This is a genomic window from Citrobacter sp. KTE30 (assembly GCF_000398825.1).
Lineage (GTDB): Bacteria > Pseudomonadota > Gammaproteobacteria > Enterobacterales > Enterobacteriaceae > Citrobacter > Citrobacter freundii.
This window is the reverse complement of the sequence record NZ_KB976055.1, coordinates 579507-593588: the sequence shown is the minus strand read 5'-3', so window position 1 is coordinate 593588 and position 14082 is coordinate 579507. Positions and strand designations below refer to the sequence as shown.

Here is a 14082-nt window from a genome sequence, read left to right as displayed (position 1 = left end):
TTGTAGCATCGCGTTAATTCATAACCGAGTATCCATAATGTCTGAGCCAAAAAGGCTGTTCTTTGCGATTGAATTGCCAGGCGGGGTTCGGGAACAGTTAATCCACTGGCGAGCCGCGCAGTTCCCTCCTGAAGCAGGCCGTCCCGTCGCCGCCGAGAATCTGCATCTGACGCTGGCCTTTTTAGGTGATGTCAGCGCAGAGAAACAACAGGCGTTGTCGCAACTAGCCGGACGCATTCGCCAGCCAGGTTTTACGCTCAAACTGGATGATGCCGGGCAATGGCTGCGTTCGCGGGTCGTGTGGCTGGGGATGCGTCAGCCACCGCGCGGACTGTTACAACTGGCGAATATGCTGCGGGCGCAGGCCGCACGCAGCGGATGTTATCAAAGCCCGCAGCCGTTTCACCCACATATCACGCTGCTGCGCGATGCCGGACACGCGGTTCCCATCCCCCCACCGGGCTTTGGCTGGTCATTTCCGGTCACGGAGTTCGCACTTTACTCCTCTTCATTCGCACGAGGACGCACGCGTTATACGCAGCTGCAACGCTGGACGCTGACTGAATAATTAAAGGGACTGTTTATGCAATTTTCTCCACCTTTACAACCTGCAACGCTCATCCAGCGCTACAAGCGTTTTTTAGCGGATGTGATCACACCGGATGGCTCAACGTTAACGTTACACTGCCCAAATACTGGCGCGATGACCGGATGCGCCACCCCGGGTGATACCGTCTGGTATTCGACATCAGAAAATACTAAACGGAAATATCCACATACCTGGGAATTAATGCAAACCCAATCCGGGGCATTTATTTGTGTTAACACGCTGTGGGCCAATAGATTAACGAAAGAGGCTATTCAGAATGAGCTTATTTCGGAAGTTTCAGGCTACAGTGCCTTGAAAAGTGAAGTAAAATACGGCGCAGAAGGGAGCCGTATCGACTTTTTGTTGCAGGCGGATTCCCGACCTGACTGCTATATTGAAGTGAAATCAGTCACGTTGGCGGAAAATGATCAGGGTTATTTTCCCGATGCCATCACTGAACGAGGTCAGAAGCATCTTCGGGAATTGATGAGCGTAGCGGCAGAAGGCAAGCGGGCGGTGATATTTTTCGCCGTGTTGCATTCAGCCATTACACGGTTTTCACCCGCGCACCATATCGATGCAAAATATGCGCAATTATTAGTTGAAGCACAGCTTAAGGGGGTAGAAATTCTGGTTTATAAAGCGGAACTTTCTGCCCATGGCATGACTCTTAAAGAGCCGTTGCCCATTACCTTGTAATGGTGTAAACATTTGGTTAATTAGTATTCTGGGCGCGTGGGCAAATACGCTTTTCCTCACAGGGTTGTCAAGTGTTACGTTTAGATAATTGCTATCCGGAAAAGCATCTGCTATTTATAGCGACCTGATTTTTCCCCCGAACATGGGGATCGATAGTGCGTGTTAAGGAGAAGCAACATGCAAGAAGGGCAAAACCGTAAAACATCGTCCCTGAGTATTCTCGCCATCGCTGGGGTGGAGCCGTACCAGGAGAAACCGGGCGAAGAGTATATGAACGAAGCCCAGCTGTCGCACTTCAGGCGTATTCTTGAGGCATGGCGTAATCAACTTAGGGATGAAGTTGATCGCACCGTATCTCATATGCAAGACGAAGCGGCTAACTTCCCTGATCCGGTGGACCGCGCCGCGCAGGAAGAAGAATTCAGCCTTGAGCTGCGTAACCGTGACCGTGAGCGCAAACTGATCAAAAAGATCGAGAAGACGCTGAAGAAAGTAGAAGACGAAGATTTCGGCTACTGCGAATCGTGCGGCGTAGAAATTGGTATTCGCCGTCTGGAAGCGCGTCCGACAGCCGATCTGTGTATCGACTGCAAAACGCTGGCAGAAATCCGCGAAAAACAGATGGCAGGTTAATTCCGGTCATTTTTACCACATTTACTACAGGCGGGAGTTTCTCCCGCCTTATTATTTGTCAGTCCGCAAAATGAGCGATTCACACTATATTGGCCGCTTCGCCCCTTCCCCCTCCGGCGAACTGCATTTCGGTTCACTGATTGCCGCCCTCGGCAGTTACCTGCAGGCTCGTGCCCGGCGCGGAATCTGGCGAGTACGCATTGAAGATATTGATCCCCCTCGTGAAGTTCCCGGTGCTGCAGATACGATCCTGCGTCAGCTGGAACATTACGGCCTGCACTGGGATGGCGATATTTTATGGCAATCCCAACGCCATGAAGCCTACCGCGAAGCGCTTACCTGGCTGCATCAGCAGGATCTGAGCTATTACTGCACCTGCACACGAGCGCGTATTCAAAGCGTCGGCGGTATTTACGACGGTCACTGCCGTGAGTTACGCCTCGGGCCAGAACAGGCGGCCGTCCGCATTAAACAACGCCATCCCGTGATGCAGTTTACTGACCGGCTACGCGGTGTGATTCAGGCTGACCCGCAACTTGCTGGTGAAGATTTTATCATCCACCGCCGCGACGGGCTGTTTGCCTATAACCTCGCCGTGGTAGTTGATGACCACTTTCAGGGCGTAACGGAGATTGTTCGCGGCGCCGATCTCATCGAACCCACGGTGCGGCAAATCTCTTTGTATCAGCAGTTTGGCTGGCAAGCGCCTGACTATATTCATCTTCCGCTGGCGCTCAACGAACAAGGCGCTAAACTTTCAAAACAAAATCATGCACCTGCGCTACCACAAGGCGATCCGCGCCCAGTGATTATTGCCGCGCTACGCTTTCTCGGCCAGCGTGCCGATATCCCGTGGCAGGAGATGCGTGTGGACCAGATCCTGGCGTTTGCCGTTGAGAACTGGCGTCTGACAACAGTGCCTGAATCAGTGATCTTAAATCCGGCATTCTCAAATGCGCCACGCTGAGCTATGATTAGCCGCTATTTTTACACAGCAACACTTGTTCTGATTGAAGTTTGACACTACCGAGGTGCACTATTTTTACCCGAGTCGCTAATTTTTGCCGCAAGGTGCTAAGCCGCGAGGAGCGCGAGGCTGAGCTCGCCGTCGCCCGTCCACATATGACGGTAATTCCGCGTGAGCAGCACTCTATCTCCCGCAAAGATATCAGTGAAAATGCCCTGAAGGTAATGTACAGGCTCAATAAGGCCGGATACGAGGCATGGCTGGTTGGCGGTGGTGTACGCGATCTTTTGCTGGGCAAAAAGCCGAAAGATTTTGATGTCACCACTAACGCAACGCCGGATCAGGTGCGCAAACTGTTTCGTAACTGTCGCCTGGTCGGTCGCCGTTTCCGTCTGGCTCATGTCATGTTCGGCCCAGAAATTATCGAAGTGGCGACATTCCGCGGCCATCATGAAGGCAGCGAAGCCGATCGCACCACGTCGCAACGCGGGCAAAACGGTATGTTGCTGCGCGACAACATCTTCGGCTCCATTGAGGAAGATGCCCAACGTCGCGATTTCACGATAAACAGCCTGTATTACAGCGTGGCCGATTTCACCGTGCGTGATTACGTCGGCGGTATGCAGGACCTCGAAGAGGGCATCATTCGCCTGATCGGTAATCCGGAAACGCGCTATCGCGAAGATCCCGTGCGTATGCTGCGCGCCGTGCGCTTTGCCGCCAAGCTCGACATGCGTATCAGCCCGGAAACCGCAGAGCCGATCCCACGTCTGGCAACGCTGCTGAACGACATTCCTCCCGCACGCCTGTTTGAAGAAGCACTTAAGCTGTTACAGGCGGGCTATGGGTATGAAACCTATAAAAAACTGCGTGAGTACAGCCTGTTCCAGCCGCTGTTCCCAACCATTACACGCTACTTCACCGAAGACGGTGACAGCCCGATGGAACGCATTATCGCTCAGGTGCTGAAGAATACCGATAACCGCATTAACAATGATATGCGCGTTAACCCGGCGTTCTTGTTCGCCGCGATGTTCTGGTATCCGTTACTGGAAGCCGCGCAGAAAATTGCGCAAGAAAGCGGTTTGGCTTACTACGACGCTTTCGCGCTGGCAATGAACGACGTGCTGGATGAAGCCTGCCGCTCGCTGGCGATCCCGAAACGTCTGACCTCGCTAACCCGCGATATCTGGCAGTTGCAATTACGTATGTCCCGTCGTCAGGGTAAACGCGCCTGGAAGCTGATGGAACATCCAAAGTTCCGCGCAGCTTACGACCTGTTAGCACTGCGTGCCGAAGTAGAACACAACGCTGAACTGCAACGACTGGCGAAATGGTGGGGTGAATTCCAGGTTTCCGCGCCGCCGGAACAAAAAGGCATGCTGAACGAACTGGATGAAGAGCCTGACGTACGCCGTCGCCATCGCCGCCCGCGTAAGCGTGCGCCGCGTCGCGAAGGTAGCGCGTGACCGTCGTTTATATCGCCATCGGCAGTAATTTAGCTTCTCCCCTGGAGCAGGTGAATGCTGCCGTGCAAGCGATCGGCGAAATCCCTGACAGCCGTATCGTTGCGGTTTCTTCGTTTTATCGCACCCCCCCGTTGGGTCCACAGGATCAGCCCGACTATCTGAACGCCGCCGTGGCGCTGGATACCGCTCTCGCCCCCGAAGCGTTGCTGGATCATACCCAGCGAATTGAACTGCAACAGGGCCGGGTGCGCAAAGCTGAACGTTGGGGACCGCGAACGCTGGACCTCGATATTATGCTGTTTGGCGATGAAGTGATTAACACCGAACGCCTGACCGTGCCGCACTACGACATGAAAAACCGTGGTTTTATGCTGTGGCCGTTATTCGAAATTGCGCCTGAGCTTATTTTTCCGGATGGTATCAGACTGCATCAGCACCTCACCCATCTTGGTATTGCAAAACCTGCACACTGGTAAAGTATCTCCTCCCCTTTAGCGTTTACTGCTTTAGCGCCAAACGATTGCTTAAAACAATTGCCCCCCTGAATGTGACTGTTAGAATGCCGATAAATATGACTTTCATCATCAGGAAATGTTATGAAACCCACTACCATTTCACTGCTGCAGAAATGCAAGCAAGAGAAAAAACGCTTCGCGACAATTACCGCCTACGACTACAGCTTTGCCAAACTATTTGCTGACGAGGGCATTAACGTGATGCTGGTTGGCGACTCGCTGGGCATGACGATCCAGGGGCATGACTCCACTCTGCCTGTCACCGTTGACGATATCGCCTACCACACTCGCGCTGTGCGTCGCGGCGCCCCTAACTGTCTACTGCTTTCCGATCTCCCATTTATGACGTACGCCACGCCGGAACAGGCGTTTGAAAACGCCGCGGTGGTTATGCGTGCGGGCGCCAACATGGTCAAAATTGAAGGCGGCGCGTGGCTGGTTGATACGGTGAAAATGCTCACCGAACGCGCCGTACCGGTTTGCGGCCATCTGGGGTTAACCCCGCAGTCGGTGAACGTGTTTGGCGGCTATAAAATTCAGGGCCGCGGCGATGCCGGACAAGTGCTGCTGGATGACGCGCTGGCCTTAGAAGCCGCTGGCGCTCAGCTGTTGGTGCTGGAGTGCGTGCCGGTTGAGTTGGCTAAGCGCGTCACTGAAGCACTTTCTATTCCGGTTATCGGTATTGGCGCAGGTAACGTCACCGACGGGCAAATTCTCGTCATGCACGATGCGTTTGGCATTACCGGTGGTCATATCCCGAAATTTGCGAAGAATTTCCTCAATGAAGCAGGCGACATGCGCGCCGCAGTGCGGCAGTATATGACTGAAGTGGAGTCCGGCGTTTACCCGGGCGAAGAACACAGCTTCCATTAATTTATCTGCCAGCACGCCATTACGCCGGATGGCGACGCTACGCGCCTTATCCGGCCTACAATTTCACGCGTAGGCCTGATAAGCGAAGCGCCATCAGGCATCGTATTTAAGGAGTCTTGTTGTGTTAATTATTGAAACCCTGCCGCTGCTGCGCCAGCATATTCGTCGTCTGCGTCAGGAAGGTAAACGCATCGCACTGGTTCCCACCATGGGAAATCTGCACGACGGCCATATGAAGCTGGTCGATGAGGCAAAAGCCCGGGCTGATGTGGTAATCGCCAGCATTTTCGTCAACCCGATGCAGTTTGACCGACCGGACGATCTGGTGCGTTATCCGCGCACACTGCAGGAAGATTGTGAAAAGCTGAACAAGCGCAAAGTCGATTATGTTTTTGCACCAGCCGTTGAGGAAATCTATCCACAGGGTCTGGAAGGCCAGACTTTCGTTGAGGTTCCCGGTCTCTCCACCATGCTGGAAGGCGCAAGCCGTCCGGGCCATTTCCGCGGCGTTTCCACTATCGTCAGCAAGCTGTTCAACCTTATCCAGCCTGACCTCGCCTGCTTCGGCGAGAAAGATTTCCAACAGTTGGCGCTGATCCGCAAAATGGTGGCGGATATGGGTTATGACATTGAGATCGTTGGCGTGCCGATTATTCGCGCCAAAGACGGTCTGGCGCTTAGCTCACGTAACGGTTATCTGACCGCAGAACAGCGTAAAATTGCGCCGGGTCTGCACAAAGTGATGACTAGCATCGCAGAAAAACTGATTGCGGGTAATCGTGAGTTGCAGGAGATTATTGCTATTGCCGAGCAGGAGCTGAATGAAAAAGGCTTCCGCGCCGACGATATTCAGATTCGCGATGCCGACACGCTGCTGGAGCTGACGGAAACCAGCAAACGCGCGGTGATTCTGGCTGCCGCCTGGCTGGGTCAGGCGCGTCTGATCGATAATCAAAGCGTTACATTAGCCCAGTAGACAGGGGTTAAAAATCGGGCAATACTGCCTGAGAATTTCTCAAAGCAGGCCAGTTTCGTCTGCTTAGCCAAGGTAAACGACAGGGTATAGAAGTTATGATTCGCACCATGCTGCAAGGCAAGCTCCACCGCGTAAAAGTCACGCAGGCGGACCTGCATTACGAAGGCTCCTGCGCCATCGACCAGGATTTTCTCGATGCCTCAGGTATTCTGGAAAACGAAGCTATTGATATCTGGAACGTAACCAACGGTAAACGTTTCTCAACCTATGCAATTGCGGCTGAACGCGGCTCCAGAATCATCTCGGTGAACGGAGCTGCGGCGCATTGCGCTGATGTTGGCGATATTGTAATTATCGCCAGCTTCGTCACCATGTCTGACGAAGAAGCCCGCACCTGGCGTCCGAAAGTGGCCTATTTTGAAGGCGACAACGAGATGAAGCGCACCGCGAAAGCTATTCCGGTACAGGTTGCCTGACAGTACTTACCCCTGCGGCTGATTGACTATCAGCCGCGACATCGTCTCCAGCGAATCCGTCCTTAAAATATAAAGCCTTTTCAATAAGAACCGATTATCTCCCGGCTTAACCTTCCCTCTCACCGTGGTGACCGCCATGTGGAATCCCGCGTCGCCTGCTGCTTTTACCGCCGTGGCGTTATAACCGCCAAACGGGTACGAAAGATACAGAACGTGAGGATTAAACTGGGACAATGCCCGGCGCGAACGGGCGAAATCGAACAGAATATTATGATAGCTGCGACTCAGTAGGATCGGCCGGCGATTCGCATCAACCCGATGCAAAAAATGGGTATGCGACTGGAAGTCGAACACGTCCCGGATCTCGTTCAGTTCAGAGAGACTCATAAACTGCAGCGATTTCGGATCCCACTTCTGCGGGTGGCGCTTGATGCGTGAGGAGATGATAAACGCCGTGGCCTTCATGCCGTGCTGCTTCAAAATGGGGTAAGCATAACGACTCACCGACTTGAGACCATCATCAAAGGTCAGCACCACCGCCCGCGCCGGGAGATTCATTTTATTCTGCACGTAGCCTTCCAGTTGATACATCGTCAACGTGGTGTAGCCGCGATCCTGGAGCCAGGCCATCTGGTTGCTGAAAGCGCGTACGGAGGTTGTAGTGGAGGTATGGCGAAAGCGGGTATTCTCTTCATCGCGCAAAATATGATGATAGGTTAACACCGGGATGCCGTTGTCTTCCTGCGCATCCAGCGCGCTAACATAGGCCAGTCGGCCACCAATGCGGATCTGGTACCAGGTCTGGTTGAGTCGGTCTTTAAGCTTGCTGATGACCGGATAACGCAGATTATCCGCCAGCACGCCAAACGGGGCGCTACCGACATCCGGAGCGTTATAAACTGGCGTATCTTTCCAGGTTACCAGGCTTTGGTTGCTGAGCGGTTTATTGAGATCGCCCAGACCATCATCGACTTTCTGCCGCCCCTGAACGGGCTCCAGGTGTCCCTTATCAATAAACCCGGTGCCAAAACCAAAGGAAAATTCGTAATAGTCTGCCGCAATAGGCTCAACAGCGAGGATCTGCCCGGCGCGAATATTCCCAACCGTCACCATCTTATTGCCAATCTGCGCCCATACGGCGGCGGCTTCGGTGGTTTGCATATAACGAGCAGGCAAAGCCGCAGCGACGCTGCCAGAAAACAGGAGCAATAAAACAAGCAGAACGCGCATAACCATATGAGATAACCGAGGCGAGAAACCTCGGCTATTGTAGCAAAAGCGCCATCAATACCAATGATTAATACTCATACAAATCATGCTTCAACACGAAGGGGGGATTTTTTTGTTGCTGATGCCAGAGACTGGAGACTTCGGGGCCGCCAAGTGCGACGATGCAATCGCGAAACGCTGAACTGCTCATAGATTCCCGAGACGAAATCATTCGCTCAAGTAATGGATAGCTGATGCCAGAAATCACTTCACACTGGGGATGTTTATGGCTCATTAACGAAGCCACGCGGTAAGGCGCGGCCCCGGCCATATCCGTCAGGAATATCACGCCCTCGCCTGAGTCTGTGGCATGCAGGGCGTGGCACATCATGCGGCTTAGCATATTCGAGCTGAGTCCACGCCAGAAACTTACCGCCTGACATTGGGCCAACGGGCCGTACTTTTTCTCCAGACGATGCAGCATATCCTGTGCCTTATCGTCATGACAGGTAATTACCCAACCTAACATTGCCTACCTCCTTAGCAGGCAAGTAGTTTATCAGTGTGATAAATCCGTAATGGTGACAAGCATCAAAAGTCTTCCTCTCCCAGGCAAGGAGAGGAAGAAAGAATTAGCTGCGCAGGCCGCGTCCGCGCTGAATCAGGTACCAGCACAGCAAATAAAACGCAGCGATAAACACCACCAGCACACCAAACGTGGTGACTAGCGGAACATCATGAATCCCCAGGAAGCCGTAGCGGAAACCGCTAATCATGTAGACAATCGGGTTCAGATGCGACAGCCCCTGCCAGAACGGTGGCAGCAGCGTTAGCGAATAGAACACGCCACCCAGATAGGTCAGTGGTGTCAGTACGAAGGTTGGGATCAGGCTGATATCGTCAAAGGTTTTAGCAAAGACTGCGTTCAGCAAACCGGCCAGCGAGAACAGTACCGCCGTTAACATCAGCGTAAGCGCCACAAAGACCCAAGAATGCACCTGGAAAGGCACGAAGAACAGTGAAATAGCCGTTACCAGAATGCCTACGCACAAGCCACGTGCCACGCCGCCGCCGACGAAACCGGCGATGATCACGTGCGTTGGTACCGGGGCGACCAGCAGCTCTTCAATATTGCGTTGAAACTTAGCGCTGAAGAATGACGATGCCACGTTCGCGTACGAGTTGGTGATCACCGCCATCATAATCAGCCCCGGCACGATAAACTGCATGTAGCTAAAACCATGCATTTCGCCGATACGCGAGCCGATCAGGTTACCAAAGATAATAAAATAGAGCGTCATGGTGATGACGGGGGGAACCAGTGTCTGGACCCAGATGCGCATAAAGCGGTGGATCTCTTTCGCCCAGATGCTTTTCAGCGCCACCCAATAAAGCTGCATCATGCGCGATCTCCTTGTTTTTCATGCACCAGAGAAACAAACAGTTCTTCCAGTCGGTTCGCTTTGTTTCGCATACTCAATACCTGAATGCCCTGGGCGCTCAGCTGTGAGAACACGCTGTTGACCCCTTGTTCACGCAGCACCTCCACTTCCAGCGTGGAGGTATCCACCAGCCGGTATTGGTAGCCTTCCAGTTTTGGCAGCGGGCTTTTCGGTGCCAGATCGAGAATAAAGGTCTCGGATTTCAACTTAGAGAGCAGGCTCTTCATTGAGGTGTTTTCCACCAGCTCACCGTGCTGGATAATGCCGATATTGCGACACAGCATTTCCGCTTCTTCAAGATAGTGAGTGGTCAGAATAATGGTGGTGCCTTTGTCGTTTAAATCTTTTAAAAAGCCCCACATTGAACGGCGCAGCTCAATATCCACGCCCGCCGTCGGTTCATCAAGGATGAGTAATTTTGGCTCATGCATCAGCGCACGGGCAATCATCAGACGGCGTTTCATCCCACCGGAAAGCATGCGCGCGCGTTCGTTGCGTTTTTCCCACAGATCGAGCTGTTTGAGGTAAATTTCGCTGCGTTTAACCGCTTCTTTATGCTCAACGCCGTAGTAACCGGCCTGGTTGACCACGATCTGCTGCACGGTTTCAAACGGGTTAAAGTTAAACTCCTGTGGGACCAGCCCAAGCTGGCGTTTGGCGTTAACTGTGTCTTTATCGAGATCGTAGCCGAAAACGCTAACCCGCCCGGAGGTTTTATTCACCAGCGAGCTGATTATTCCAATGGTGGTGGACTTTCCTGCGCCATTCGGCCCCAAAAGCGCATAAAAATCACCCGCTTCGACTTGCAAATCTATCCCGCGTAACGCTTGAACGCCACCGGGATAGGTTTTTTTAAGTTGTTGAAGTTCCAGAGCAATGGTCATGGTTTTTTACTTACCTTACGTTCTGACATTTTATATATAGTTTAATTAATGCTGGAGTTACCCTATATTAGCCCATCGAATTTATCTGGCTTCGGGTCGTACAACTCCATGAAAGACATAGATACACTCATCAGCAACAATGCACTATGGTCAAAGATGCTGGTAGAAGAGGATCCCGGATTTTTTGAAACGCTGACGCATGCACAGAATCCGCGTTTTCTATGGATTGGATGTTCCGATAGCCGCGTTCCCGCTGAACGATTAACCGGTCTTGAACCGGGCGAATTATTTGTTCACCGCAATGTTGCCAATCTGGTTATTCACACCGACCTGAACTGTCTATCAGTCGTTCAGTATGCGGTGGATGTGCTGGAAGTGGAACATATTATTATTTGCGGCCACTACGGATGCGGCGGCGTCCAGGCGGCGATTGAAAATAAAGAACAAGGGCTGATTGATAACTGGTTACTGCACATCCGCGATATCTGGTTCAAACACAGCTCACTGCTGGGCGAAATGCCGCAGGAACGTCGCATGGACACCCTATGCGAACTGAATGTCATGGAGCAGGTCTACAACCTCGGCCACTCAACCATTATGCGTTCAGCCTGGAAGCGCGGTCAGAAAGTTACCATTCACGGCTGGGCTTACGGTATTCATGACGGTCTATTGCGCGATCTCGACGTCACCGCCACCAGCCGCGAAACGCTGGAGCAGCGCTATCGCCAGGGGTTGTCTAACCTGAGTCAGAAACACAGCAACCATAAATAATGTGACATTGCCGGGAGGCGGAGACGCCTTACCCGGCCTACAAACCTACGCCGTAGGTCTGATAAGCGAAGCGCCATCAGGCGCTCCCGCCAATTACTCGTCCAGCAGCACCACTTTGCCAACATACGGCAGATGGCGATAACGCTGGGCATAGTCAATGCCGTAACCGACCACAAACTCATCTGGAATAGAGAATCCGATAAACTCGACCGGAACATTCACTTCACGACGAGAAGGTTTGTCCAGCAGCGTGCAGATAGCCAGGGATTTCGGCTCGCGCAGGCTCAGAATTTCACGCACCTTGGACAGCGTATTACCGGAGTCGATGATGTCTTCGACAATCAGCACGTCTTTGCCACGAATGTCTTCATCCAGGTCTTTCAGGATTTTAACATCACGCGTAGTAGACATTCCGCTGCCATAGCTGGATGCCGTCATGAAATCGACTTCGTGGGAGACATGCACTTCACGGCACAGATCCGCCATAAACATAAATGAGCCACGTAACAGACCAACCAGCACCATATCGCTGCCGCTGTCTTTGTAACGTTCGTTAATCTGGCGCCCCAGTTCAGCAATACGCGCTTTGATCTCCGCTTCCGGGATCATCACTTCAACAGTATGTTTCATAAACCCTATAACTCACTGATTTTTATCAGTTGACACATCATGCAGATCGAAAGAAAGCGCTTACGTTGATACACCGACTGACAGACGGCGACCCGCTCTAACCACAAAACTTGCGACAGCATACAAACAATTCAGTTGATGAAGTATACCAGTAAAGAGAGCGGGTTCCTCTGATAGTTCACAGGAGAACCCGTTTGCGTCGTTTTTTGTATGCTTATTAATCAAAACCAGGTTCGCACGACAGCATGTGGCTAAAACGTTTCCCAATGCGGGTCTTGTGTCGTACTCCCCGCAGAGGTTGCTTGCGGAGCATCCTTAGGCGGTTTCCGATGCTCACTGTTGGAGGTATCGCGTGTGATGCGAAATGCAGCCACGGCCAGGCGTAACTGTTCAGCTTGTTGTTCCAACGAAGCGGCGGCGGCGGCAGACTCTTCTACCAGCGCGGCGTTTTGTTGTGTGACACTGTCCATCTGCGAGACCGCGAGACTCACCTGCTCAATCCCCCGACTCTGTTCCTCTGAGGCTGAGGCGATTTCCCCCATGATGTCCGTCACGCGGGTGACCGCAGCGACAATCTCTTTCATCGTTTTACCCGCGTCCGACACCTGCTGAGATCCCATCCCCACGCTGTGAGTTGAGTTATCAATCAACGCTTTGATCTCTTTGGCTGCCTGAGCGCTACGGCTTGCCAGAGTACGGACTTCACCCGCTACAACAGCAAATCCTCGTCCCTGCTCTCCTGCTCTGGCTGCCTCAACCGCCGCGTTGAGCGCCAGGATATTGGTCTGGAAAGCAATACTGTCGATGACGCTGGTGATCTGCGCAATTTGCTGTGAACTACCGGCAATTTCACTCATCGTGTGCACGACAGTATCAACAACCCGTCCACCACGCGCGGCAGTATCAGACGCATTCTTAGCCAGTTGAGTCGCCTGTTTCGCATTGTCCGTATTTTGCTTCACGGTTGCAGTAAGCTGTTCCATGCTGGCGGCAGTCTCTTCAAGTGAAGCAGCCTGCTGCTCGGTACGCGAAGACAGATCGTTGTTACCTGACGAGATTTCCGCTGCACCGCTATGAATCGTTTCTGAGCTGTTACGCACCGACGTGACTGTCGAAATCAGCGACTGTCGCATTTCATCTAACCCCGTCGCCAAACGCCCCATTTCATTACGTCCCTGGACGTCGAGTTGATGGGTCAAATCACCACGGGTAATAATGCGGATATGCTCCATAATCTGCGCCAGGGGTTTAAGCAGCATATGCTGCAACCCACTCCAGATCATGCCCAGCACGATGAGCACAGCGACGACAATTGCCCCTAATGTCCATTGCATGCGGGTAAAGCTGTGCTGATTCTCCGCCGCCGCGTGCTGAAGCAACGCGTTATTTTCGTTACGCCACTGGTCATAGCTGGCTTCCATTTCATCTTGCGCCTTCTGAGCATCAAGATCGCCATAGGCCTGATAGTTATTCGCGCGCAGATACTCTATCGATAACGCCATCACGTCGTGCATCTGCCGATACTGTTTTTCCATTTCAGATGCAATTTGCGGATTCTGCCCCGACACCTGCGGCAATGACTGATAATGCGCGAAGTATCCTTCAGCCTTCTTCATCGACTCACTCGCCGTTTTTAGCAAAGTATCAATTGCCGCCAGTGAGGCCGGATCGCGTTGGTTCTTTAAGAAACGAATTGCTACGCGGGTTACCGTTACCCGGGTTTTAATCAGCGTATTGACGCTATCACTCAGATTTTCCTGTTGGGCATTCAGGGTGCCTGAGTTCTGGAAATTATGGCGATCATTGTTTACTGCAGAATAAAAAAAACTTCCTGTCACGGCCTGTAGCAAACAGAAAATGGCGAGAACCAGAAGAATGCCGGTAATAACGCGCACATTTTTAATCATAGTATTTCATCCATTGAACTCACATTGGGTACCCAATGATTA

At 52.4% G+C, this 14082-nt stretch carries 16 protein-coding genes; 10 read left to right on the top strand and 6 right to left on the bottom strand.

The window, feature by feature from the left end; all coding sequences use genetic code 11:
- The first annotated feature begins 37 nt into the window (after positions 1-37).
- The 9 genes from thpR to panD all read left to right on the top strand — a co-directional run bounded on the left by thpR (position 38) and on the right by panD (position 7197).
- Positions 38-568 carry an RNA 2',3'-cyclic phosphodiesterase gene (gene thpR / locus WC1_RS19950; protein ID WP_016149571.1) on the top strand — a complete coding sequence of 177 codons (531 nt, stop codon included), beginning with the start codon at positions 38-40 and terminating at the stop codon, positions 566-568.
- 15 nt (positions 569-583) lie between these two features.
- Positions 584-1288: a DNA/RNA nuclease SfsA gene (sfsA, locus tag WC1_RS19955; protein WP_016149570.1), complete on the top strand. Its 705-nt coding sequence runs from the start codon at positions 584-586 to the stop codon at positions 1286-1288.
- Positions 1289-1465: 177 nt separating this feature from the next.
- Complete coding sequence (gene dksA, locus WC1_RS19960; protein WP_003018625.1) at positions 1466-1921, top strand: RNA polymerase-binding protein DksA; 456 nt, start codon at positions 1466-1468, stop codon at positions 1919-1921.
- A gap of 70 nt (positions 1922-1991) precedes the next feature.
- The gene (gene gluQRS / locus WC1_RS19965; protein WP_016149569.1) at positions 1992-2888 is read left to right on the top strand and encodes a tRNA glutamyl-Q(34) synthetase GluQRS; all 897 of its coding nucleotides are present in this window, start codon (positions 1992-1994) and stop codon (positions 2886-2888) included.
- A 71-nt stretch (positions 2889-2959) separates the two neighbouring features.
- On the top strand, positions 2960-4357 hold the full coding sequence (gene pcnB / locus WC1_RS19970; RefSeq protein ID WP_203237415.1) for a polynucleotide adenylyltransferase PcnB: 1398 nt from the start codon (positions 2960-2962) through the stop codon (positions 4355-4357).
- Positions 4354-4833 carry a 2-amino-4-hydroxy-6-hydroxymethyldihydropteridine diphosphokinase gene (folK, locus tag WC1_RS19975; protein ID WP_003018634.1) on the top strand — a complete coding sequence of 160 codons (480 nt, stop codon included), beginning with the start codon at positions 4354-4356 and terminating at the stop codon, positions 4831-4833. Before pcnB ends, folK begins: the two co-directional genes overlap by 4 nt.
- 120 nt (positions 4834-4953) lie before the next feature.
- Positions 4954-5745 carry a 3-methyl-2-oxobutanoate hydroxymethyltransferase gene (panB, locus tag WC1_RS19980; protein ID WP_003018636.1) on the top strand — a complete coding sequence of 264 codons (792 nt, stop codon included), beginning with the start codon at positions 4954-4956 and terminating at the stop codon, positions 5743-5745.
- Between the two features lie 121 nt (positions 5746-5866).
- Entirely contained in the window at positions 5867-6721 is an 855-nt protein-coding gene (panC, locus tag WC1_RS19985) for a pantoate--beta-alanine ligase (RefSeq protein WP_016149568.1), read from the top strand.
- Positions 6722-6816: 95 nt separating this feature from the next.
- Complete coding sequence (panD, locus tag WC1_RS19990) at positions 6817-7197, top strand: aspartate 1-decarboxylase (RefSeq protein WP_003018640.1); 381 nt, start codon at positions 6817-6819, stop codon at positions 7195-7197.
- Between the two features lie 6 nt (positions 7198-7203).
- On the opposite strand, the gene WC1_RS19995 is transcribed toward panD, so the two are convergent.
- The 4 genes from WC1_RS19995 to WC1_RS20010 form a co-directional block, all read right to left on the bottom strand.
- Positions 7204-8433, bottom strand: coding sequence for a polysaccharide deacetylase family protein (locus tag WC1_RS19995; RefSeq protein ID WP_016149567.1), 1230 nt, complete (start codon positions 8431-8433; stop codon positions 7204-7206).
- Between the two features lie 61 nt (positions 8434-8494).
- Positions 8495-8935, bottom strand: coding sequence for a PTS sugar transporter subunit IIA (locus WC1_RS20000; protein ID WP_003018644.1), 441 nt, complete (start codon positions 8933-8935; stop codon positions 8495-8497).
- 103 nt (positions 8936-9038) lie between these two features.
- Positions 9039-9809, bottom strand: coding sequence for an ABC transporter permease (locus WC1_RS20005; RefSeq protein ID WP_003018647.1), 771 nt, complete (start codon positions 9807-9809; stop codon positions 9039-9041).
- Positions 9806-10732: an ABC transporter ATP-binding protein gene (locus WC1_RS20010; RefSeq protein ID WP_016149566.1), complete on the bottom strand. Its 927-nt coding sequence runs from the start codon at positions 10730-10732 to the stop codon at positions 9806-9808. Before WC1_RS20010 ends, WC1_RS20005 begins: the two co-directional genes overlap by 4 nt.
- Positions 10733-10840: 108 nt before the next feature.
- Here WC1_RS20010 and can point away from each other — a divergent pair, with 108 nt between their 5' ends.
- Positions 10841-11503, top strand: a complete 663-nt coding sequence (gene can, locus WC1_RS20015) for a carbonate dehydratase (protein ID WP_003018654.1) — start codon at positions 10841-10843, stop codon at positions 11501-11503.
- Positions 11504-11596: 93 nt separating this feature from the next.
- Here can and hpt read toward each other — a convergent pair whose 3' ends face one another.
- Both hpt and WC1_RS20025 read right to left on the bottom strand, forming a co-directional pair.
- Entirely contained in the window at positions 11597-12133 is a 537-nt protein-coding gene (hpt, locus tag WC1_RS20020) for a hypoxanthine phosphoribosyltransferase (protein ID WP_003018658.1), read from the bottom strand.
- A gap of 251 nt (positions 12134-12384) precedes the next feature.
- Entirely contained in the window at positions 12385-14040 is a 1656-nt protein-coding gene (locus WC1_RS20025) for a methyl-accepting chemotaxis citrate transducer (RefSeq protein ID WP_003837476.1), read from the bottom strand.
- Between the last annotated feature and the right edge of the window lie 42 nt (positions 14041-14082).